Origin of the sequence: Pantoea sp. UBA4549 (assembly GCF_002387285.1) — a bacterium.
Taxonomy (GTDB): domain Bacteria; phylum Pseudomonadota; class Gammaproteobacteria; order Enterobacterales; family Enterobacteriaceae; genus Pantoea; species Pantoea borealis.
Genome location: NZ_DGLH01000015.1, coordinates 108,598 through 129,711 on the forward strand (window position 1 = coordinate 108,598; position 21,114 = coordinate 129,711).

Below are 21,114 nucleotides of genomic sequence, written 5' to 3' on the forward strand. Positions count from 1 at the left end.
CGATGCGCCTTTTTACTTTCACTCCGTACATCCCATTTTCAGTGAGCAGCTGTGCCGGTGCCTGCCTGTTGATAGCCATCAGCCGCGCGCAGGCCTCTCTTTCCGCCGCTGCGCTGAACGATGAGCTGTACCACGCAACAGACGGGACTCATGAACACGCATCAGCCTCCTCAGGGCACGTCGCCGCTGGCCACGTGGCTTCACTATCTTGAGCATCTTCACTCACAGGCGATTGAACTGGGTCTGGATCGTATTCAGCGCGTTGCCGCGCAGCTTGACCTGCTGAAACCTGCTCCCTTTATCTTCACCGTTGCCGGAACCAACGGCAAAGGCACCACCTGCCGCATGCTGGAAACGCTGCTGATGGCAGCAGGCTACCGCACAGGCGTTTACAGTTCGCCCCATCTGGTGCGCTACACCGAGCGCGTGCGCGTACAGGGCGCGGAGCTGCCAGAGGCGCAGCACAGCGCCAGCTTTGCTGAAATCGAAGCGGGGCGCGGTGATACCTCGCTGACCTATTTTGAATTTGGCACGCTCTCTGCGCTTAATCTGTTCCGCCAGGCGAACCTTGACGTGGTGATCCTCGAGGTCGGACTGGGTGGCCGTCTTGATGCCACCAACATTGTTGATACTGATGTCGCAGTGATCACCAGTATTGCACTCGATCACACAGACTGGCTCGGCCCCGACCGCGAGAGTATCGGGCGGGAAAAAGCAGGTATTTTCCGCGCCGGCAAACCTGCCATAGTAGGCGAAGCGGAGATGCCGGCAACCATCGCCGCCGTTGCCGCAGAAACCGGTGCCGTGCTGCACCAGATCAACCGCGACTGGCAGTGGCAGCGCTCTGATGATAGCTGGATGCTGCAGGATGCGCAGGGTGAACTGCGCGATCTGCCGCTGCCGCAGGTGCCGCTGCCGAACGCGGCCACGGCGCTGGCTGCGTTACGGGCGTCGGGTCTGCATGTCTCTGATGCCATCATCCGTACGCATCTGCCGCAGGCAATGCTGGCGGGCCGCTTTCAGACTGTCAGCCACGCGCCGCAGGTGATTCTGGATGTGGCGCACAATCCGCACGCGGCCGCCTGGCTGGCGTCGCGCCTGGCGGCGCTGCCCGCAGGCAAAAGCATTCATGCGGTAGCGGGTATGCTGCACGACAAAGATATCGCCGGTACGCTCGCAGCGCTGGCACCGCAGGTGACGCACTGGTATTGCGCGCCGCTGGCAGGCCCGCGTGGCGCATCGGCGGAAGAGCTGCTTGCACATCTGGAGCGCGGTACGGCGTATGCCAGCGTCGATGCGGCGTGGCAGGCAGCGCGTGCGCAGGCCAGCCGGGAGGATGTGATTCTGGTGTGTGGTTCGTTTCACACCGTAGCACAGGTTATGGAATTGATGGCAGCGGAGAACGGCAGTGGCGAGTAAGTTTCAAAATCGGTTAGTGGGCACGGTGATCCTGGTGGCGATTGGCGTCATTGTGCTGCCGGGCCTGCTGGACGGTAAGAAAAAGCATTACAAAGAAGAGTTTGCAGCGATTCCGCTGGTGCCGAAGCCTGACGATCAGCAGGATAGCGAAATGGTGCCGCCGGTTACGCAGCCGCTGCCGTCGCAGCCGCCGGAAGGTGCCGGCGCCGCACAGCAGTCAGCGGCCAGCCAGGCAGCACAAAATCCGGCCGTCAGCGGCAGCGCGCAGCCGGTGCAGAACAGCCAGCCAAGCGTCGTGACGCCACCGGCGGTGCATCAGCAGACGCCGCCCCGAACCCAGCAAAAACCCGCTGAACAGACGAAGCCTAAAACGGTGGAGCAGAGCAGGCCGAAGCCGGTGGAACAACCGAAGCCGAAGCCGGTGGAAACGCCGAAACCTGCAGAGCAGCCAAAAGCAGCGGAGCAGAGCAAGCCGGCAGAAACGCAGAAGCCAGCCAGCGCGCCAGCGGGGCAGGCGTATGTGGTGCAGCTTGGCGCACTGAAAAATGCGGCGAAAGTCGATGAGATTGTGGCGAAGCTGCGGCTCTCTGGCTATCGCGCCTTTACCGTGCCGTCATCACCGGTGCAGGGTCAGATTACCCGTATTTATGTCGGTCCTGACGCGTCCAAAGCGAAACTGCAGAGTTCGCTGAGCGAACTGCAGAGCGTTTCCGGTCTGGGCGGGGTGGTTAAACCCTATAGCGTGCACTGACAGGCTGATAAGCCACGCCGATAGCAGTAACAGGCGTGGCTTATTGCATTCAAAGTGGCAGTAAAAGTAGTAAATTAACTGTTAAATCAGCTAATTAAATATTGTTATTAGTCGCGGGCGAAGAAATTATTTTTCCTCGCCCTTTTTCATCACTGTGAACGGGAAAAGGCTACGCAAACGTTTTCTTTTTCTGTTAGAATGCGCCCCGAACTGGATGCAGGGGTGCGAAGCACTGTACTGGAAGCGTTCATGATCTGGATTGATTACGTCATTATTGCGGTAGTTGGTTTTTCGGCTCTGGTCAGCCTGATTCGCGGGTTTGTCCGGGAAGCCTTATCTCTTGTTACCTGGGGATGCGCGTTTTTTGTCGCCAGTCATTACTACGCCTACCTGGCAGTCTGGTTTACAGGTTTTAACGACGAACTGGTTCGCAACGGTATCGCAATTGCGGTGTTGTTCGTTGCCACCCTGATTGTGGGTGCCATCGTGAACTATGTGATCGGCTCGCTGGTTGAGAAAACCGGCTTGTCGGGAACCGACAGGGTGTTGGGGGTCTGTTTCGGGGCGTTGCGTGGCGTGCTGATTGTTTCCGCCATTCTTTTCTTCCTTGATACATTCACCGGCTTTTCGAAAAGCCCGGACTGGCAACAGTCTCAGCTCATTCCCCAGTTCAGTTATATCATCAGGTGGTTTTTTGATTACCTGAAAAGCACGTCCAGTTTTTTACCCCGGTGACACCATCGGGAGTGCGGCTAATGAGGAAATGACAATATGTGCGGTATTGTTGGTATCACCGGTTTTATGCCAGTAAACCAGTCGATCTATGACGCGTTAACGGTGCTGCAGCACCGCGGACAGGATGCCGCCGGCATTTGTACTATCGATGCGCTGAACTGCTTCCGTCTGCGCAAAGCAAATGGCCTGGTCAGCGACGTGTTTGAAGCGCGCCACATGCAGCGTTTGCAGGGCAATATCGGTATCGGCCACGTGCGTTACCCTACCGCTGGCAGCTCCAGCGCCTCTGAAGCGCAGCCGTTTTACGTTAACTCCCCTTACGGTATTACGCTGGCGCATAACGGCAATCTCACCAATGCGCACGAGCTGCGTAAACAGCTGTTTGAGACCGGACGCCGTCACGTTAACACCACCTCCGATTCAGAGATCCTGCTCAACATCTTTGCGCAGGAGCTGGATCGTTTTCAGCACTACCCACTGGATGCTGAGACCATTTTTGCAGCGGTAGCGGCAGTGCATCAGCAGGTGCGTGGCGCTTACGCCGTAGTGGCGATGATTATCGGTCACGGCATGGTGGCGTTTCGCGATCCCAACGGTATTCGCCCGCTGGTGCTCGGCAAGCGCGCTATGCAGGATGGCCGCACGGAGTATATGGTTGCCTCAGAGAGTGTGGCGCTGGATACGCTGGGATTTGAGTTCATTCGTGACGTTGCGCCAGGTGAAGCGGTGTATATCACCGAGCAGGGCCAGCTTTCGACCCGCCAGTGCGCTGAGGATCCGAAAAGCAATCCCTGCCTGTTTGAATACGTCTATTTTGCCCGCCCGGACTCTTTCCTGGATAAGATTTCCGTCTATAGCGCACGCGTGCGCATGGGCACCAAGCTCGGTGAAAAAATTGCCCGTGAGTGGGAAGATCTCGATATCGACGTAGTCATTCCAATTCCGGAAACCTCGACCGATACCGCGCTGGAAATTGCGCGCATTCTGAATAAGCCTTATCGGCAGGGGTTTGTGAAAAACCGCTATGTGGGCCGCACCTTTATTATGCCGGGCCAGCATCTGCGCCGCAGCGCCGTTCGCCGTAAACTCAACGCCAACCGTGCCGAGTTCCGCGATAAAAATGTGCTGCTGGTGGATGACTCCATCGTACGCGGTACGACCTCTGAACAGATTATTGAGATGGCGCGCGAGGCGGGAGCTAAACGGGTTTACCTTGCATCGGCCGCACCGGAGATCCGTTTTCCGAACGTCTATGGTATCGATATGCCCAGCGCTACTGAGCTGATTGCACACGGCCGTGAAGTGGAAGAGATCCGTCAGCTGATCAAGGCTGACGCGCTGATTTTCCAGGATCTGAACGATCTGATTGAGGCGGTACGCGAAGAGAATCCGGACATTGAACAGTTTGAGTGCTCTGTGTTCAACGGCGTCTATGTCACGAAGGATGTGGATCAGCAATACCTGGAATATCTGCAGTCACTGCGCAACGACGATGCCAAAGCACTGCAGCGGCAGAATGAAGTGGAAGGGCTGGAGATACATAACGAAGGCTGATTGGGCTTTTATCCGGCAGACAGACGGGGCAGGCGCAAGCCTGCCCCGTCTGTTTTGCGCTTTTTCACCGTGCGCCAGCGCATTTTTGCCTGGGGCAGGCTATCATTGCCGCTTCTGAACAGAGTAAGGCAGAGTTATGAAACGTCTCATCATTGGTCTTTCCGGCGCCAGCGGCGCGATCTACGGCGTGCGGCTGCTGCAGGTGCTGCAATCGGTGCCCGAAGTGGAAACCCATCTGGTGATGAGCCCGGCTGCGCGCCAGACGCTGGCGCTGGAAACCGACTACAGCGTGCGGGATGTACAGGCGCTTGCCAGCGTGGTGCATGACGTGCGGGATATCGGGGCAAGTATCTCTTCCGGCTCGTTTAAAACGCTGGGTATGGTGATCCTGCCGTGCTCAATGAAAACCCTCTCTGGCATTGTACACAGCTACAGTGACAGTCTGCTGACGCGCGCCGCGGATGTCGTGCTAAAAGAGCAGCGTCGTCTGGTGCTGTGCGTACGCGAAACGCCGCTGCACGTCGGGCATCTGCGCATGATGACCACGGCGGCTGAACTGGGTGCGATGATAATGCCGCCGGTGCCGGCGTTTTATCACCGGCCGCAGCGCATTGAGGATTTGGTTGACCAGACGGTGAATCGCGTCGTGGATCAGTTTGATATTACCCTGCCGGAAGATCTGTTTATGCGCTGGAATGGCGCATAAACGTGGAGCGCTGCACAATGGATGTGCAAATTCGCGGTGTTGATCACTCTTCGTGCATAATCTGCACTAAAAGTTAGCAAACTCGCTTTTTCTTCCGCATCCCGCTGTTATATTCCCTTCATAACGAATTGTCTGCGTCCTGTTACGACGCGCTCGTTAGCGCACCTGCATGCTGCATCGCCAGCTTTGAGACCTGGCATGAAAACTGCAATCTATTCAGCGCAAAACACACATCACACCACATAACAATAAGCACGTCACTTGAGGGTAAACTATGAAAAAGCGAGTTCTGGCTCTCTCCCTGCTGCTGGCAATGACCGGCACCGCCAGCGTTTTTGCCGCCGTACCGCAGTCGCTGCGCATCGGGACCGATCCCACTTACCCGCCGTTTGAGTCAAAAAATGCCCAGGGCCAGCTGGTAGGTTTTGATATCGACCTTGCCAATGAGATTTGCAAGCGTATCCAGACCAAATGTACCTATGTGGAAAGTGATTTCGATGCGCTCATCCCGTCGCTGAAAGCGAAAAAAATTGATGCCATTATCTCGTCGCTCTCTATCACCGAAAAGCGTCAGGAAGAGATTGGCTTCTCGGAAAAACTTTATGCGGCGAATGCCCGCCTGGTGGCGGCAAAAGGCTCTCCGCTGCAGCCAACGATTGACTCCCTGAAAGGCAAAAATATCGGTCTGCTGCAGGGCACCACGCAGGAAACCTACGCTAATCAATACTGGCGGCCAAAGGGCGTTACCGTGACACCGTATGCGAATCAGGATCTGGTTTATCAGGATCTGAACGCCGGTCGCATTGACGCCGCATTCCAGGATGAAGTGCAGGCGAGCGAAGGCTTCCTGAAGCAGCCGGTAGGCAAAAATTACGCCTTTGCCGGCCCGGCGGTTAAAGATGACAAAATCTTTGGTGTAGGCACCGGCATGGGGCTGCGCAAAGATGACAGCGATCTCAAAGCCGCCATCGACAAGGCGTTCAATGAGATGCGCAAAGATGGCACCTACGACAAAATTGCGAAAAAATATTTTGATTTCAACGTCTACGGTGACTGATTGACCTGTTTCCTGATACTGCGGGCAGAGTGACAGGAACCGGGGCCATAACTATTCACTCCGGGCGCTTACTTATGTAAACTCCCGGGGTTCATACGCTTGCCGCTATCCTTCCGTGATTCATATCCCTGGTCAGGACTGTCCGCTATTTACCGGGCAGCGTGTGTTATTTTCCTCTCACGACAGGATCGAAATCATGTTGTATGGCTATTCTGAAGTCATTCTCAAAGGCACGCTGGTGACGCTGGAGCTGGCACTGAGCGCCGTGCTGCTGGCGGTTATCCTTGGCCTGCTCGGAGCGGGTGCCAAACTGTCACGCAGCCGGCCGCTGGCAATCATCGCGGAAGGGTACACTACCCTGATCCGTGGCGTGCCGGATCTGGTGCTGATGCTGCTGATCTTTTACGGGCTGCAGATTGCGCTCAACGCGGTAACTGACGCGCTGGGCCTGACGCAGTTTGATATCGACCCGATGGTGGCCGGTATTATCACGCTCGGTTTTATCTATGGCGCATACTTTACTGAAACCTTTCGCGGCGCGTTTCTGGCGGTGCCAAAGGGGCAGATTGAAGCGGCCACCGCATTTGGTTTTACCGGCTCCCAGACGTTCCGGCGCATTCTGTTTCCGGCCATGATGCGTTTCGCGCTGCCCGGTATCGGAAACAACTGGCAGGTGATCCTCAAGGCGACCGCACTGGTGTCACTGCTGGGGCTGGAGGATGTGGTTAAAGCGACGCAGCTGGCGGGCAAGAGTACCTGGCAGCCGTTCTATTTCGCCATTGTGGCAGGGGTGATCTATCTGGTGTTTACCACGCTGTCCAATGGCGTGCTGTGGTGGCTTGAGCGCCGCTACTCGGTCGGGGTAAAAAGGGCAGAATTATGATTGAAATTATTCAGGAATACTGGAAACAACTGCTCTGGACCGATGGTTATCGCTTCACCGGTGTGGCCATCACGCTGTGGCTTCTTATCCTTTCTGTGGTCATCGGCGGCTGCCTGGCCGTGATCCTGGCCATCGCCCGCGTCTCGCCCAACCGGTTTATCTCAACACCGGTCTGGCTGTTTACCTATGTGTTTCGCGGCACGCCGCTCTATGTACAGCTGCTGGTGTTCTATTCCGGCATGTATACGCTGGAAGTAGTAAAAGGTTCTGAGCTGCTGAATGCGTTTTTCCGCAGCGGGCTGAACTGTACGCTGCTGGCGTTTACGCTGAATACCTGTGCTTACACCACTGAAATTTTTGCGGGCGCTATCCGCGCCGTGCCACACGGTGAAATTGAAGCCGCGCGCGCCTATGGTTTTTCGACCGTAAAGCTTTACCGCTGCATTATTCTGCCGTCAGCGCTGCGTACCGCGCTGCCTGCATACAGCAATGAAGTGATCCTGATGCTGCACTCTACCGCGCTGGCGTTTACCGCGACCGTGCCGGATTTGCTGAAAATCGCGCGCGATATCAACTCGGCCACTTATCAGCCGTTTACCGCGTTTGGGCTCGCTGCCGTGCTCTATCTGATTATCTCTTATGTGCTGATTAGCCTGTTCCGCCTTGCGGAGCGCCGCTTTCTGGCACATGTGAAACCCTCTTCGTCGCACTGAGTATCACTATGGCTGAAAATAAATTACAGGTTGCCGAACTGCACAAGCGTTACGGTGAACACGAAGTTCTGAAAGGCGTATCACTGCGGGCCAATGCCGGCGATGTGATCAGCATTATTGGCTCATCCGGCTCCGGGAAAAGTACCTTTTTACGCTGTATTAACTTCCTCGAAAAACCGAGCGAAGGTGCTATAGCCGTTAATAATGAACAGATTGCGCTGGTGCGTGATACCGACGGCCAGCTGAAAGTGGCGAATAAAGAGCAGCTGCGCTCGCTGCGCACGCGCCTCACCATGGTGTTTCAGCACTTCAATCTCTGGAGCCATATGACGGTGCTGGATAACGTGACTGAAGCGCCCATTCAGGTGCTGGGTCTGAGCAAGGCGGAAGCGCGCGAGCGGGCGATCAAGTATCTGGATAAAGTCGGGATTGATGCGCGCGCGCGGGCAAAGTATCCGGTACACCTCTCTGGCGGCCAGCAGCAGCGCGTCTCGATTGCCCGCGCGCTGGCAATGGAACCGGAAGTGCTGCTGTTTGATGAACCAACTTCAGCGCTCGACCCCGAGCTGGTAGGCGAAGTCCTGCGTATTATGCAGAAGCTGGCAGAAGAGGGGAAAACCATGGTGGTGGTCACGCATGAGATGGAGTTTGCCCGCCACGTTTCGAACCATGTGATTTTTCTGCATCAGGGAAAAATTGAGGAAGAGGGGACGCCTGATGAGCTGTTTGGCAATCCAAAGAGTCCGCGTCTGCAGCAGTTCCTGAAAGGCTCACTGAAATAGCCTGAAGCGGCGGGAGCGCAGGCTCCCGCATTAATCAGCCCGCGACATCCTGCAGCGCCTGCTGTAAATCGTACCAGCGAAAGGTAAAACCTGACGCCTCCAGCCGTTTAGGCAGCACATGCTGTCCGCCCAGCACCAGCACCGCCGACTCCCCCATCATCAGCTTAATCGCGGCCGCCGGCGTACGCATAAAGGCGGGCCGGTGCATTACCTGCCCCAGCGTGGCGGCAAACTGTTCGTTACGTACCGGATAGGGAGCAACCATATTAAACGGACCGCGCAGTGCCTGATGATCCATCAGCCAGATAATGGCATCAATCATGTCATCAATGTGGATCCACGGCAGATACTGCTTGCCGCTGCCAATCGGCCCGCCCACGCCAAGGCGGAAGGGCAGCTTCATCTTCTCCAGCGCGCCGCCCTGACGCGCCAGCACCACGCCGGTGCGCAGCAGGCAGACCCGGGTCTGATCGCTCTCTGCGTTGAGCGCCAGCTGCTCCCAGCGCGCGCACAGCGTATGGGTAAACTCATCCTGGCCGGGATCCTCTTCGGTCACGATGACCTCGCCGCTGTCGCCATAAAAACCCGTGGCGGAACCGGAGATGAGAAACGCAGGAGGCGTACTGCTGGCATGAATCAGTGAAACCAGCTGTTCGGTGATTTGCCAGCGGCTTTCGCACAGCTGCTGCTTCTGACTGGCGCTCCAGCGCTTGTCGGCGATGGGTTCGCCAGCCAGATTAATCACGCCTTCTATGCCATTAAGGTCGGACTGCTGATTAAGCCCTGACCAGAGCCTGACGCGCTCATCCAGGTGTTCCCGCGCTGCGGCCACATCACGCGTCACCACATTCACCTGATGCCCGAGCTGCAGCAGCCGCGGGATCAGGTGACGGCCAATTAATCCGGTGCCGCCGGTAATCAGTAATTGCATCGTGAGCCTCCCTGTAAATGATTATCTGCTCAGCATTGAGCATAGAAGAGAAGCGGAGAGTGAGTGTGACAGCGCCTGCAGCGTAATGGAAAAAGTGGTATTGCGGCTGCCGGCGAGGCAAAGATCCGACCAGCAGATTATTGCCTTAAGATGAAAAAGTCGGTAAAGATGTGGCACCCCTGTTGCTCATGCTGAGGCTGCCGGAGTCGGGCAAAGCACGCTAAGCGCTTGCGACAGTGATAAGAACGCTTTACCTTACGCGCATTCTGATAAAGCAATAAAAAAACGACGCGTGCCGCGCACGCTGAAACGTCAAAAGGGTTACGGATGGTGGATCAAACGGCAGACGACGCTATTGAGTGGGTCGATATCGTCAGCGAAGAGAACGAAGTGATTGCGCAGGCCAGCCGGGCACAGATGCGGGCACAGTGTCTGCGCCATCGCGCCACCTATATCGTGGTACATGATGGTATGGGCAAGATCCTGGTACAGCGTCGCACAGAGACTAAAGATTTCATGCCGGGCATGCTGGATGCCACCGCGGGCGGCGTCGTCCAGAGCGGAGAAGAGATGCTCGAATCTGCACGACGCGAAGCGGAAGAGGAGCTGGGGATCGCGGCGGTGCCGTTTGCTGAACACGGTAAGTTCTACTTTGAAGATCAGCACTGTCGCGTCTGGGGCGGGCTGTTCAGCTGTGTTTCCCACGGGCCGTTTGCGATGCAGGAGAGCGAAGTCGATGAGATTTTCTGGATGACGCCGGAAGAGATCACCGCGCGCTGCGATGAGTTCACCGACGATTCCCTGAAAGCGCTGTCGCTGTGGCTGAGCCGCAACAGTGATGCAGCACGCAGCAAGCAAAACAGCGAAAGCTGACGGCTGCATCTGCGACAGGCGAAAAAAAGCATGCGCCAGGCGCATGCTTTTTTTATACCTGAGCAGCGAAGGGGGAGATTACCCTTCCGCCTGCTGCGACTGAATCGCCGTCAGGGCGATGGTATACACGATATCATCCACCAGCGCACCGCGTGACAGGTCATTGACCGGTTTACGCATGCCCTGCAGCATCGGGCCGATAGAGATCAGATCGGCAGAGCGCTGCACCGCTTTGTACGTAGTGTTACCGGTATTGAGATCCGGGAAAATAAACACCGTGGCGCGTCCGGCAACCGCCGAATTGGGCGCTTTAGACCTGGCGACATCTTCCATAATGGCCGCGTCATATTGCAGCGGACCATCGATGACCAGATCGGGGCGCTTTTCCTGCGCAATACGGGTGGCTTCACGTACTTTTTCGACATCGCTGCCCGCACCGGAGTTGCCGGTTGAGTAAGAGATCATCGCTACGCGCGGATCGATACCAAAGGCGCTGGCGGAATCTGCAGACTGAATGGCGATTTCGGCCAGCTGTTCCGGGTTCGGATCCGGGTTGATGGCGCAGTCGCCATAAACCAGTACCTGTTCCGGCAGCAGCATAAAGAACACGGATGAAACCAGCGAGCTGCCGGGCGCGGTTTTGATCAGCTGCAGCGGCGGACGAATAGTATTGGCCGTGGTATGCACCGCACCGGAGACCAGACCGTCCACTTCTCCGCTCTCCAGCATCATGGTGCCCAGCACCACATTGTCTTCCAGCTGCTCTTCCGCTACGACTTCCGTCATGCCTTTGCTTTTACGCAGCTCAACCAGGCGCGGCACATAGTTTCCGCGCACCACTTCCGGATCGACAATTTCAATGCCGGTGCCCAGCTCTACGCCCTGAGCTGCAGCCACGCGCTGGATCTCATCCGGATTTCCCAGCAGTACGCAGGTGGCGATGCCGCGTTCGGCACAGATTGCCGCGGCTTTGACTGTGCGCGGTTCATCTCCTTCCGGCAGTACAATACGTTTGCCCGCTTTGCGTGCAAGTTCGGTGAGCTGATAGCGGAAAGCAGGAGGCGACAGGCGACGACTGCGCTCGGAAGTGGCGGTCAGCGACTCAACCCAGTCGGCGTTGATAAAGCCGGCAACATACTCCTGCACTTTTTCAATACGCTGCGTATCATCAGCGGGTACTTCCAGGTTAAAGCTCTGCAGGCTCAGCGAAGTTTGCCAGGTGTTGGTTTTCACCATGAATACCGGCAGACCAGTCTGGAAAGCGCGTTCACACAGGCGGGCAATAGGCGCTTCAATCTGATAGCCACCGGTCAGCAGAATGGCACCAATTTCAATCCCGTTCATCGCTGCCAGACAGGCGGCAACCAGCACATCAGGGCGATCGGCTGAGGTTACCAGGAGCGAGCCGGGACGAAAATGCTCCAGCATGTGCGGGATGCTGCGTGCGCAGAAGGTCACGGACTTAACGCGACGCGTCTCGATTTCACCTTCGTTGATGATATCCGCATTGAGGTGGCGACACATATCAATGGCGCGTGTGGCGATCAGGTCAAAGCTCCACGGCACACAGCCCAGTACCGGCAACGGGCTGTTAGCAAACAGCTGTTTCGGGTCGATGTTGGCTACGCTGGCTTTAGAGGAGTCATCAAAAATCTCTGACAGATCGGGACGGGTACGACCCTGCTCATCAACCGGGGCATTCAGCTTGTTGATGATAACGCCTGTGATGTTTTTGTTTTTACTGCCGCCAAAGCTGCTCTGGCTTAGCTCAATACGCTCTTTTAACTGAGCCGGCGAGTCATTGCCCAGCGCCATCACAAAAACAATCTCTGCGTTCAGCGTTTTGGCGATCTCGTAGTTGAGCGCCGAAGCGAACTGATGCTTACGTGTCGGCACCAGACCTTCGACCAGCACCACCTCTGCTTCTCTGGCCGTGGCGTGGTAGTTGGCAATGATCTCTTCCATCAGTACATCCTGCTGGTTTGAACCCAGCAGTGACTCAACGCGTGACATCTGCAGCGGTTCAGCGGCAGGAATAGCGGAGTTCTTACGAATAATGGTGGTCGTCTGGTCCGGTCTGTCACCACCGGCGCGCGGCTGAGCAATGGGCTTGAAAACACTCAGGCGCACGCCTTTGCGTTCCATTGCGCGGATCACGCCAAGGCTGACGCTGGTCAGGCCGACGCTGGTGCCGGTGGGGATAAGCATAATTGTACGTGACACGTTAAAAACCTCGCGGTGTTACAGGGTGTCAAAATCGCTCCGTCAGCCTGAGCTGACGGAGAAGAAAGGGATCAGGCCGTCAGACGCGCGGCATCCTGCGCAATCACCAGCTCTTCATTAGTCGGGATGACGAGTGCAGGGCGGGTGCCGTCTTTATTAATAAAGCCGGATTTGCCAAAGCGGGCAGCCAGATTGCGCTCGTGATCAAGGTCAAAGCCCAGCAGACCCAGTTTGCCCAGGGCCAGTTCGCGTACCAGAGCAGCATTTTCGCCAATACCGCCGGTAAAGATAACTGCATCCAGGCGACCATCCATTAGCGCCGTATAGCTGCCGATATATTTGGCCAGGCGATGGCAGAAAACATCCATCGCACGCTTTGCATCATCTTTAGTCGCATAGTTATCTTCAACGTAGCGGCAGTCGCTGGTTACTTCCGTCAGACCCAGCAGCCCTGACTCTTTGGTCAGCAGCTTGTTGATCGCATCAACGCTCATACCCAGTGCATCGTGCAGGAAGAAAACAATGGCCGGATCAATGTCACCGCTGCGGGTGCCCATGACTAAACCTTCAAGTGGCGTCAGGCCCATAGAAGTATCAACACACTGGCCGTTGCGAATAGCCGAAACAGAGCCGCCATTGCCAAGATGGCAGGTAATGATATTCAGCTCGCTGACTGGCTTGTTCAGCAGTTTTGCCGCTTCCTGCGTAACATAGTAGTGGCTGGTGCCGTGAGCACCGTAGCGGCGTACGCCATGTTCGCGATAGAGATGATAAGGCAGCGCATAGAGATAAGACTCTTCAGGCATTGTCTGATGGAAAGCCGTATCGAAAACCGCCACATTCTTATCTGAGAGATGCGGAAAGTTTTTCATCGCTTCATCAATGCCGATCAGATGGGCCGGATTATGCAGCGGGGCAAATGACGAGGCATCTTTAATCCCCTGAATCACCGCTTCGTCGATAATGACGGACCGGGTCAGCCGCTCACCACCATGTACGATACGGTGACCGATTGCAGCGATTTGTGCCGAAAGCTCTGGTTTTTGTGCCAGAATAGAGTTAACGATGAAGTTCAGTGCCTCGCTGTGGGCTGCGCCCGCACCCAGTGGGGCTTCCTGCTTACTGCCTTCCAGCTTCCATTTAATACGTGCTTCCGGCAGGTGGAAACATTCAGCCAGCCCCGACAGGTACTCATCGCCGGTAGCTGGATTGAGGATAGCAAATTTGAGAGAAGAACTGCCGCAGTTCAGAACCAGTACTAACTTCGTCGACATGGAAGTACCTATTTGTTAAATAGTGGCTAAAAATAACGCAATCAGACTAACAGCGTAGCCCATGAAAGCGGGGCGATTTATGATTAACATCATGCGCCAGCTAAAAAGAAAACGACACGCAAAAAAATTTCGTTAATTTTACGCGATTTTTTGAAAGCGCTGTAGCAATACCTGGCTCTGGCTGTGCTTTAATCAGGCGGCAGCTTCCGGTAATGTTACTGAAAACGGCGTCAGAATACCCACTGTCACCTGCAAAAACAAAATGTTTTGAAGGATGTCACGTAAAGTTGTGTAGTTATAAATTTTTTTTAAATAATGCAGTATTAGTTGAGGTGCATAATGGCGAATGACGCAGGCAATCCGGGCTGGTTCGGCTTATTCCAGCGCGGGCAACACTACATGAAAACCTGGCCTGCGGATAAACGTCTGGCACCCGTGTTTCCGGAAAACCGGGTCGTTACGGCGACCCGTTTTGCCATCCGTTTTATGCCGCCGCTGGCCATATTTACCCTGACGTGGCAGATTGCATTAGGCGGGCAGCTGGGGCCGGCAATTGCTACTGCCCTGTTTGCCTGCAGCCTGCCGATGCAGGGACTATGGTGGCTGGGCAAACGAGCCGGTACACCGCTACCGCCTGCGCTGCTGCAGTGGTTCAATGAAGTCCGCAGCAAACTGGAAGAGGCGGGGCAGGCGATTGCACCGGTAGAGGGAAAACCCACTTATCAGGCGCTGGCAGATGTGCTGAAACGTGCGTTCAGACAGCTCGATCGCACTTTTCTGGATGACCTTTAATGTTGTAAAACCGGACAAGGAGCAGCAGGTGAATTTCAAAGGATTTCTGTTTGACCTGGATGGCACGCTGGTGGATTCGCTGCCGGCAGTGAATCGCTGCTGGACGCAGTGGGGCGAACGCCATGCAATCGCCGCTGATGCGGTACTGAATTACATTCACGGCAAACCCGCTATCGACTCTCTGCGTCATTTTATGCAGGGAGAGAGTGAGGCAGCCATTCAGGCAGAATTTCACTGGCTGGAACAACAGGAAGCCACTGATACGCAGGGTGTACAGGAGATAGCCGGCGCCCGTGCGCTGCTAATGCAGCTCAATGAGCAGAATATCCCCTGGGCGATTGTTACTTCCGGTTCTGTGCCGGTTGCACATGCCCGGCATCGCGCTGCTGGACTTCCCCTGCCGGCCGTGTTTATAACAGCCAATGACATCCGGCGCGGTAAGCCCGATCCGGAGCCCTATTTGCTGGGCGCAGAGCGTCTGGGCCTGCACCCGTCTGAATGTGTGGTGGTGGAGGATGCGCCCGCAGGTATTGCAGCAGGCCTTGCCGCGGGCAGTGCAGTCATTGCTGTTAATCCGGCGGCGGACACGCCCGGTCTGAGCCAGGTGCTGTTTAATGTACCTGACCTGCGTACGTTAAACATTACGCAGAACGGTACCGGAACTTTTACGCTGAGCCTGCGCGCCTGAACCCTGCCCGCTCGCTCAGAGCGGGGTGTCCTGTGAAATCTCATCCAGTGACAGGTTAAAACTCGGAACGAACACCTCCATAAAATAGTCCATTTCCGGTGAGCGCCGTTCGGTCAGGGTTTTCTCCAGCCGCGTCTTAGCCAGTGAAAATTCATGGTTACCCGCGGAAAGCTCTTCAAGGCATTTCAGGTAGGCGCAGAGCGCGTCTGCCTGCTTAACCACAGCCTGTTCAGCAGCACTATAGTGGTGTTCATCGATCAGCGGACGGTATGCTTCCTGCAGTTCCGGCGGCAGCATCTCAATCAGCTTTTGCTGCGCAATCTTCTCAATTTTTTTGTATTCATGCGCAATTTGCGCGTTGTAATACTTTACCGGCGTCGGCAGATCGCCGGTCAGCACTTCACTGGCATCATGGTAGAGCGCCAGCATCGCAATACGATCGGGATTGAGTTCACCCGCAAATTTCAGATTTTTGATCACGGCCAGCGCATGCGCCACCATAGCGACCTGCAGGCTGTGTTCAGAGACGTTTTCCGTGCGCACGTTGCGCATCAGCGGCCAGCGATTGATGAGTTTCAGGCGGGAGAGGTGAGCGAAAAAGTGGCTTTGAGTCATTACAGCATCCTGTCAGCACAACGGGGAGGAAACCCCTCCCCGGAATGCATACAGTATATACCTGACTGCAGCCAGGTAAATGACAGGTTAATGGCCTGACAGGCTGCAGCAGACGATGACTTACTGCCGATAGCCCTGCAGAAAACGGCCAAATTTGCCGATCGCCATTTCCAGATCGTCTACCCGGGGTAGTGTGACAATACGCACGTGATCCGGATGAGGCCAGTTGAACGCAGAACCCTGTACCAGCAGTACTTTTTCCTGCAGCAGAAAGTCGAGTACCATTTTCTGATCGTCATAAATATTAAATTTCTTCGGATCAATACGCGGGAACATGTAAAGCGCGCCCTGCGGTTTAACGCAGCTTACGCCGGGAATGTCGTTAATCAACTCCCAGGCACGCTGACGTTGCTCGTAGAGCCGCCCGCCAGGAGCGATAAACTCACTGATACTCTGGTAGCCTCCCAGCGCTGTCTGAATCGCATGCTGAGCGGGTACGTTGGCACACAGGCGCATAGAGGCAAGCATTTCCAGGCCTTCAATATAGCCTTTTGCGTGTTTTTTCGGCCCGTTTAATACCATCCATCCCTGACGGAAACCGGCTACGCGATAGGTCTTGGATAAACCGTTAAAGGTTACCGTCAGTAGATCGGGGGCCAGCGCCGCGATCGAATGATGTTGGGCATCGTCATAGAGGATCTTGTCGTAAATTTCGTCAGCAAAGATGATCAGGTTATGCTGACGCGCAATTTCCACAACCTCCATGAGCAGCTCTTTACTGTAAACCGCGCCGGTGGGGTTATTGGGGTTAATAATCACAATGCCGCGCGTGCGCGGTGTGATTTTGCTGCGGATATCATCCAGATCCGGAAACCAGCCCGCCGACTCATCGCAGCGATAATGTACTGCTTTACCACTGGAGAGCGAAACGGCTGCCGTCCACAGCGGATAATCCGGTGCCGGCACCAGCATTTCATCGCCGCTATTGAGCAGCGCCTGCATCGCCTGCACGATCAGCTCTGATACGCCATTACCGATATAGATATCTTCAACGGTAACATCGCGCATATCACGCGCCTGATAGTGCTGCATGATGGCTTTACGAGCAGAGTAAAGCCCCTTTGAATCGCAGTAGCCCTGCGCACCCGGCAGGTTACGTATAACATCGACCAGAATTTCATCGGGTGCTTCAAAACCAAATGGCGCAGGGTTACCAATATTAAGTTTGAGAACCTTATTGCCTTCTTCTTCGAGTCGCTTTGCTTCTTTTAGTACCGGTCCGCGAATGTCGTAACAGACATTTTCCAGCTTACCGGATTTATCAATTTGGAAATTCATCGTTGCCGCCTTTTCGGGCAGAGTCCTTTAACCCGCCACCCAGTTAAAACCAGCCCAATTTACTCTTCTCGTGATAACAAAAGAAGGGCGGCAGTGGCTTTTGGCGTGATTGAGACAGATTCACGGCCAGAGTAGTTTAATTAAGGCGGTATATCGATTAGATTGGTTTTTATGACTGCTTGTGCTTTATTTAAAAGACTATTATGTCGGAAGATGGCAGTGTGGTTTGCTTCTGGCCGCGGCGCTATCGGCAAATCTGTCATAAGAACAATGAGGGATGCTTTCTATGCTAATGATTAGCTGCGCAATGAAACAGTTAAGCGTATCTTGCTAAATGATGATGTTTTATTCAATGGGTGTTAACCCATGCATGGCGCAGCGGCAATATCTGCATTCTTATGCGAAGACTTAGCATAGAAATTGCGCAGGTAACCGTGCTTGCGAGTGCAACACTGGCGGGTAAAGAGCGTTTTTTATATAACTTTTTTGCTCCAAATAAGTTTACAAACCACATGGTCAAAATTTGACCCTGGTGTTGCCGGAGGGGTTAAAAGGGCTTATTGAGCAAAAAACATGATGTTTTGCACGAAAACATTTCCATTTAAAGCGTAAAAATGATTAAGTATAATTTATTATTCGAAGCACTTTACCGCTTCGTATCGACATAACAATGTGTTATCTCTTTTTTTGCTCTGCAACCTTTTATGCAGGCAACCAGGCAACTACACAGCTTCCAGCACCGGTACGACTCTTGTCTTTGGCCCTGAAGTTGTTCTGTCTCTGATGACGCCGCCTCTCTGTTAACAGAGAACGTACGCTCGTCATTACCCGCCTGAACTCGGTTTCAGGACAATCTCTTATGGAGGTTGTCAGTAAGTACCATTGTCACTTATCTCTTTGATTTTGTGGCAATACACCAGGGTAGTAGTTCTAAAAATCTTATAAAGTGAAGAAAAAAATCATGACTAATGCAAATCGTCCGATACTGAATCTCGACCTCGATCTGCTGCGTACATTTGTTGCTGTTGCTGACCTGAATACGTTTGCGGCGGCGGCGGCAGCTGTGTGCAGAACCCAGTCAGCGGTAAGCCAGCAGATGCAACGTCTGGAGCAACTGGTCGGTAAAGAGCTGTTTGCCCGACATGGACGTAACAAACTTCTGACGGAGCACGGTATTCAGCTACTTGGCTATGCCAGGAAAATTCTGCGTTTTAACGATGAAGCCTGCACCTCCCTGATGTACAGCAATATTCAGGGTGTATTGACTATCGGTGCCTCTGATGACACATCAGATACCATTCTGCCTTTCCTGCTGAACCGGGTAACGTCAGTCTATCCAAAGCTCGCTATTGATGTACGCGTCAAACGTAACCCGTTTATGATGGAAATGCTGAACCAGGGCGAAGTTGATCTGGTTGTGACAACGTCCAGCCCGGGTAACTTTACGCATCAGGTGCTGCGTACTTCTCCAACGCTCTGGTACTGTGCCGCTGATTATATTTTCCAGCGCGGCGAAGCGATTCCTCTGGTATTGCTGGATGAACCAAGCCCGTATCGCGATATGGCTATAGATCATCTGAATGAAGCCGGCATTCCATGGCGTATCTCTTATGTGGCTTCAACACTGGCAGCAGTGCGCGCGGCCGTTAAAGCAGGTCTGGGCGTGACGGCTCGTCCGGTTGAAATGATGAGCCCTGAACTGCGCGTGATGGGGGCAGCAGAGGGTTTACCTGTGTTGCCTGATACGCAATATCTGCTGTGTCGTAATGCTGACAGCGACAATGAGCTGGCACTGGCCATTTTTAATGCCATGCAATCGACTAACGATCCTTACAATCTCAGCGCAAATCCGGATAGCTCACTGCTGCTGGATGATGAAGAGTAAGTACGACTGACAGCAGTAATGCACCTCTTACGCGCGGTATAAACGCGCTATAAAAAAGCCTTAGTCGGCATCACAGCGACTAAGGCTTTTTTTTATCCATTAACCTGACATAAGCCCGCGTTTTTGTGGCCGATAATTATCAGGCTTTCCGAAAAGCAATCAGTTGTTTCAACTTCAACTATTTTGGAAATTTTTTATCAAAAAATGCCTTCTTTGCTACGGGAGAATGCGACGTATGCGCTGCTTTTTACAGCAAAAAGCGCAGAAGTGTGCTCTGGATCAAAAAAATAACCCTGTCAGGGAGAGGGAAATCTGCGTAAGACCTGTCAAAATGTGAGTGTTAAACGCACGATCCATGCATGCAAAACCCCGCTACACTGAAATTAACCGCACAAACTGAAGCGATTTAGCTGGCGCTGATGAGGGTATATGTTAATAATATGATGCGGGTGTAAAATAATGTTTGGATACTTTTGTCAAAGTTGACAAAAGGTTATAGAAAGGAGTAAAAAACCCCATAAAATTGCTGCCTAATCATGAAAGACGGCAACGTTTATAAGGTTTTTATCCTTCCCTTGAATCGATGTGGTGTGTTTGCTGCAACCGTGCAGGATGCCATCGCCACTTTTGATGAGTAAGCAAAGCGTATGTCAACAACCACCGAAGTCATCGCTCATCACTGGGCGTTTATTGTATTTATTGTGATCGCATTTGGCCTTTGTGCCTTTATGTTAACCGGCGGCTGGCTGCTTGGTGGACGTGCTAAAGCGCGTTACAAGAACACTCCGTTTGAGTCCGGTATTGAGTCTGTTGGCGATACCCATATCCGCCTCTCTGCAAAATTCTATCTGGTTGCCATGTTTTTCGTTATTTTCGACGTGGAAGCCCTCTATTTATACGCCTGGTCGACATCCATTCGCGAAAGCGGCTGGGTCGGCTTTGTCGAAGCCGCAATTTTCATTTTGGTGCTCCTGGCAGGCCTGGTTTATCTGGTTCGCATCGGCGCGCTGGATTGGGCTCCTGCGCGTCGTCGCGTAGTGGTCAAATCAAGCCCGGTCAGCCACAGTCACACCAACCCTCATAAGCAGTAAAAGCGAGGCAATAAGATGGACTACACGCTGACACGCGTAGACCCGAACGGCGGGGATGGCGATCGTTATCCTCTGCAGAAACAGGAGATTGTTACCGATCCTCTGGAACAGCATGTTCACCGCAGCGTTTATATGGGCAAGCTGGAACACGCCCTGCACGACATGGTGAACTGGGGACGTAAAAACTCTCTCTGGCCCTACAACTTTGGCCTCTCCTGCTGCTACGTAGAAATGACAACGTCATTTACTGCAGTGCATGACGTGGCACGCTTTGGCGCTGAAGTTATGCGTGCCTCGCCGCGCCAGGCTGACTTTATGGTTATTGCCGGTACGCCTTTCACCAAAATGGCCCCTGTTATCCAGCGCTTATACGATCAGATGCTGGAACCTAAATGGGTGATCTCAATGGGTGCCTGCGCTAACTCAGGCGGTATGTATGACATCTATTCTGTTGTGCAGGGCGTAGATAAATTCCTGCCGGTGGATGTTTACATTCCTGGCTGTCCGCCGCGTCCGGAAGCCTATATGCAGGCGCTGCTGCTGCTGCGTGAGTCGATCGGCAAAGAGCGTCGTCCCCTCTCCTGGGTCGTCGGCGACCAGGGTGTATATCGCGCCAACATGCAGTCTGAGCGTGAAAGGAAACGTGGTGAGCGAATTGCCGTCACTAACCTGAGAACCCCGGACGAAGTGTAAGTATCCCGTACACGGATGGAGTAACGGCCGCCGCAGAAAATGACAACGTAGTGTGTGCCGCCATCCTGACGCCTTCTTTTGAGTGCCTGATAACAGGCCGGAATGGTGAGT

The 21,114-nt window shown here is 54.2% G+C and carries 20 protein-coding genes; 15 read left to right on the plus strand and 5 right to left on the minus strand.

Annotation, left to right across the window (positions count from 1 at the left end):
- Nucleotides 1–150: 150 nt before the first annotated feature.
- From folC to hisP, 9 genes are all read left to right on the plus strand, one after another.
- Entirely contained in the window at nucleotides 151–1,419 is a 1,269-nt protein-coding gene (gene folC, locus B3041_RS14590) for a bifunctional tetrahydrofolate synthase/dihydrofolate synthase (protein ID WP_292976215.1), read from the plus strand.
- Nucleotides 1,409–2,170: a cell division protein DedD gene (gene dedD, locus B3041_RS14595; protein ID WP_065648820.1), complete on the plus strand. Its 762-nt coding sequence runs from the start codon at nucleotides 1,409–1,411 to the stop codon at nucleotides 2,168–2,170. Before folC ends, dedD begins: the two co-directional genes overlap by 11 nt.
- A 249-nt stretch (nucleotides 2,171–2,419) precedes the next feature.
- Complete coding sequence (gene cvpA / locus B3041_RS14600; RefSeq protein ID WP_039379104.1) at nucleotides 2,420–2,905, plus strand: colicin V production protein; 486 nt, start codon at nucleotides 2,420–2,422, stop codon at nucleotides 2,903–2,905.
- A 36-nt stretch (nucleotides 2,906–2,941) separates the two neighbouring features.
- Nucleotides 2,942–4,459, plus strand: a complete 1,518-nt coding sequence (purF, locus tag B3041_RS14605; protein ID WP_065648821.1) for an amidophosphoribosyltransferase — start codon at nucleotides 2,942–2,944, stop codon at nucleotides 4,457–4,459.
- A 136-nt stretch (nucleotides 4,460–4,595) separates the two neighbouring features.
- Nucleotides 4,596–5,165 (plus strand): UbiX family flavin prenyltransferase, encoded by a 570-nt coding sequence (locus B3041_RS14610; protein WP_065648822.1) that lies wholly within the window; start codon nucleotides 4,596–4,598, stop codon nucleotides 5,163–5,165.
- Nucleotides 5,166–5,439: 274 nt separating this feature from the next.
- Entirely contained in the window at nucleotides 5,440–6,222 is a 783-nt protein-coding gene (argT, locus tag B3041_RS14615) for a lysine/arginine/ornithine ABC transporter substrate-binding protein ArgT (RefSeq protein ID WP_065648823.1), read from the plus strand.
- Nucleotides 6,223–6,418: 196 nt separating this feature from the next.
- The gene (locus B3041_RS14620; RefSeq protein ID WP_065648824.1) at nucleotides 6,419–7,105 is read left to right on the plus strand and encodes a histidine ABC transporter permease HisQ; all 687 of its coding nucleotides are present in this window, start codon (nucleotides 6,419–6,421) and stop codon (nucleotides 7,103–7,105) included.
- Nucleotides 7,102–7,818: an ABC transporter permease gene (locus tag B3041_RS14625; protein WP_065648825.1), complete on the plus strand. Its 717-nt coding sequence runs from the start codon at nucleotides 7,102–7,104 to the stop codon at nucleotides 7,816–7,818. The genes B3041_RS14620 and B3041_RS14625 overlap by 4 nt, the downstream gene beginning before the upstream one ends.
- Nucleotides 7,819–7,826: 8 nt before the next feature.
- On the plus strand, nucleotides 7,827–8,600 hold the full coding sequence (hisP, locus tag B3041_RS14630; protein WP_039379092.1) for a histidine ABC transporter ATP-binding protein HisP: 774 nt from the start codon (nucleotides 7,827–7,829) through the stop codon (nucleotides 8,598–8,600).
- Nucleotides 8,601–8,634: 34 nt separating this feature from the next.
- On the opposite strand, the gene B3041_RS14635 is transcribed toward hisP, so the two are convergent.
- Nucleotides 8,635–9,531: a TIGR01777 family oxidoreductase gene (locus B3041_RS14635; RefSeq protein ID WP_065648826.1), complete on the minus strand. Its 897-nt coding sequence runs from the start codon at nucleotides 9,529–9,531 to the stop codon at nucleotides 8,635–8,637.
- Between the two features lie 327 nt (nucleotides 9,532–9,858).
- On the opposite strand from B3041_RS14635, the gene yfcD reads away from it, so the two are divergent.
- A complete protein-coding gene (gene yfcD / locus B3041_RS14640) occupies nucleotides 9,859–10,404 on the plus strand; it encodes an NUDIX hydrolase YfcD (protein WP_039379079.1) in 546 nt (181 codons plus the stop codon).
- 78 nt (nucleotides 10,405–10,482) lie between these two features.
- Here yfcD and pta read toward each other — a convergent pair whose 3' ends face one another.
- Together pta and ackA are read right to left on the minus strand one after the other, a co-directional pair.
- Complete coding sequence (pta, locus tag B3041_RS14645; RefSeq protein WP_292976226.1) at nucleotides 10,483–12,627, minus strand: phosphate acetyltransferase; 2,145 nt, start codon at nucleotides 12,625–12,627, stop codon at nucleotides 10,483–10,485.
- Nucleotides 12,628–12,698: 71 nt separating this feature from the next.
- Nucleotides 12,699–13,901: an acetate kinase gene (ackA, locus tag B3041_RS14650; protein WP_065648828.1), complete on the minus strand. Its 1,203-nt coding sequence runs from the start codon at nucleotides 13,899–13,901 to the stop codon at nucleotides 12,699–12,701.
- 339 nt (nucleotides 13,902–14,240) lie between these two features.
- Here ackA and yfbV point away from each other — a divergent pair, with 339 nt between their 5' ends.
- Complete coding sequence (gene yfbV, locus B3041_RS14655; protein WP_065648829.1) at nucleotides 14,241–14,693, plus strand: terminus macrodomain insulation protein YfbV; 453 nt, start codon at nucleotides 14,241–14,243, stop codon at nucleotides 14,691–14,693.
- 28 nt (nucleotides 14,694–14,721) lie between these two features.
- Complete coding sequence (locus B3041_RS14660) at nucleotides 14,722–15,381, plus strand: sugar phosphatase (protein WP_292976231.1); 660 nt, start codon at nucleotides 14,722–14,724, stop codon at nucleotides 15,379–15,381.
- Nucleotides 15,382–15,396: 15 nt separating this feature from the next.
- Here the strand turns inward: B3041_RS14660 and yfbR are convergent, their stop codons facing one another.
- Together yfbR and B3041_RS14670 are read right to left on the minus strand one after the other, a co-directional pair.
- Nucleotides 15,397–15,996 carry a 5'-deoxynucleotidase gene (gene yfbR, locus B3041_RS14665; protein WP_065648830.1) on the minus strand — a complete coding sequence of 200 codons (600 nt, stop codon included), beginning with the start codon at nucleotides 15,994–15,996 and terminating at the stop codon, nucleotides 15,397–15,399.
- Between the two features lie 120 nt (nucleotides 15,997–16,116).
- Nucleotides 16,117–17,334, minus strand: a complete 1,218-nt coding sequence (locus B3041_RS14670; protein WP_065648831.1) for a pyridoxal phosphate-dependent aminotransferase — start codon at nucleotides 17,332–17,334, stop codon at nucleotides 16,117–16,119.
- Between the two features lie 961 nt (nucleotides 17,335–18,295).
- Here B3041_RS14670 and lrhA point away from each other — a divergent pair.
- From lrhA to B3041_RS14685, 3 genes are all read left to right on the plus strand, one after another.
- Complete coding sequence (gene lrhA / locus B3041_RS14675) at nucleotides 18,296–19,219, plus strand: transcriptional regulator LrhA (protein WP_039379035.1); 924 nt, start codon at nucleotides 18,296–18,298, stop codon at nucleotides 19,217–19,219.
- Nucleotides 19,220–19,866: 647 nt separating this feature from the next.
- Nucleotides 19,867–20,310, plus strand: a complete 444-nt coding sequence (locus B3041_RS14680; protein ID WP_039379033.1) for an NADH-quinone oxidoreductase subunit A — start codon at nucleotides 19,867–19,869, stop codon at nucleotides 20,308–20,310.
- 15 nt (nucleotides 20,311–20,325) lie between these two features.
- Nucleotides 20,326–21,003, plus strand: a complete 678-nt coding sequence (locus B3041_RS14685; RefSeq protein ID WP_039379030.1) for a NuoB/complex I 20 kDa subunit family protein — start codon at nucleotides 20,326–20,328, stop codon at nucleotides 21,001–21,003.
- The last annotated feature ends 111 nt before the right edge of the window (nucleotides 21,004–21,114 follow it).

Coding starts and splice junctions, on each gene's coding strand:
- yfbR (WP_065648830.1), bottom strand. CDS start 15,996: ATGACTCAAAGCCACTTTTTCGCTCACCTCTCCCGCCTGAAACTCATC.
- hisP (WP_039379092.1), top strand. CDS start 7,827: ATGGCTGAAAATAAATTACAGGTTGCCGAACTGCACAAGCGTTACGGT.
- folC (WP_292976215.1), top strand. CDS start 151: ATGAACACGCATCAGCCTCCTCAGGGCACGTCGCCGCTGGCCACGTGG.
- B3041_RS14625 (WP_065648825.1), top strand. CDS start 7,102: ATGATTGAAATTATTCAGGAATACTGGAAACAACTGCTCTGGACCGAT.
- B3041_RS14670 (WP_065648831.1), bottom strand. CDS start 17,334: ATGAATTTCCAAATTGATAAATCCGGTAAGCTGGAAAATGTCTGTTAC.
- B3041_RS14635 (WP_065648826.1), bottom strand. CDS start 9,531: ATGCAATTACTGATTACCGGCGGCACCGGATTAATTGGCCGTCACCTG.
- B3041_RS14610 (WP_065648822.1), top strand. CDS start 4,596: ATGAAACGTCTCATCATTGGTCTTTCCGGCGCCAGCGGCGCGATCTAC.
- yfbV (WP_065648829.1), top strand. CDS start 14,241: ATGGCGAATGACGCAGGCAATCCGGGCTGGTTCGGCTTATTCCAGCGC.
- B3041_RS14685 (WP_039379030.1), top strand. CDS start 20,326: ATGGACTACACGCTGACACGCGTAGACCCGAACGGCGGGGATGGCGAT.
- B3041_RS14620 (WP_065648824.1), top strand. CDS start 6,419: ATGTTGTATGGCTATTCTGAAGTCATTCTCAAAGGCACGCTGGTGACG.
- B3041_RS14680 (WP_039379033.1), top strand. CDS start 19,867: ATGTCAACAACCACCGAAGTCATCGCTCATCACTGGGCGTTTATTGTA.
- yfcD (WP_039379079.1), top strand. CDS start 9,859: ATGGTGGATCAAACGGCAGACGACGCTATTGAGTGGGTCGATATCGTC.
- lrhA (WP_039379035.1), top strand. CDS start 18,296: ATGACTAATGCAAATCGTCCGATACTGAATCTCGACCTCGATCTGCTG.
- cvpA (WP_039379104.1), top strand. CDS start 2,420: ATGATCTGGATTGATTACGTCATTATTGCGGTAGTTGGTTTTTCGGCT.
- purF (WP_065648821.1), top strand. CDS start 2,942: ATGTGCGGTATTGTTGGTATCACCGGTTTTATGCCAGTAAACCAGTCG.
- argT (WP_065648823.1), top strand. CDS start 5,440: ATGAAAAAGCGAGTTCTGGCTCTCTCCCTGCTGCTGGCAATGACCGGC.
- ackA (WP_065648828.1), bottom strand. CDS start 13,901: ATGTCGACGAAGTTAGTACTGGTTCTGAACTGCGGCAGTTCTTCTCTC.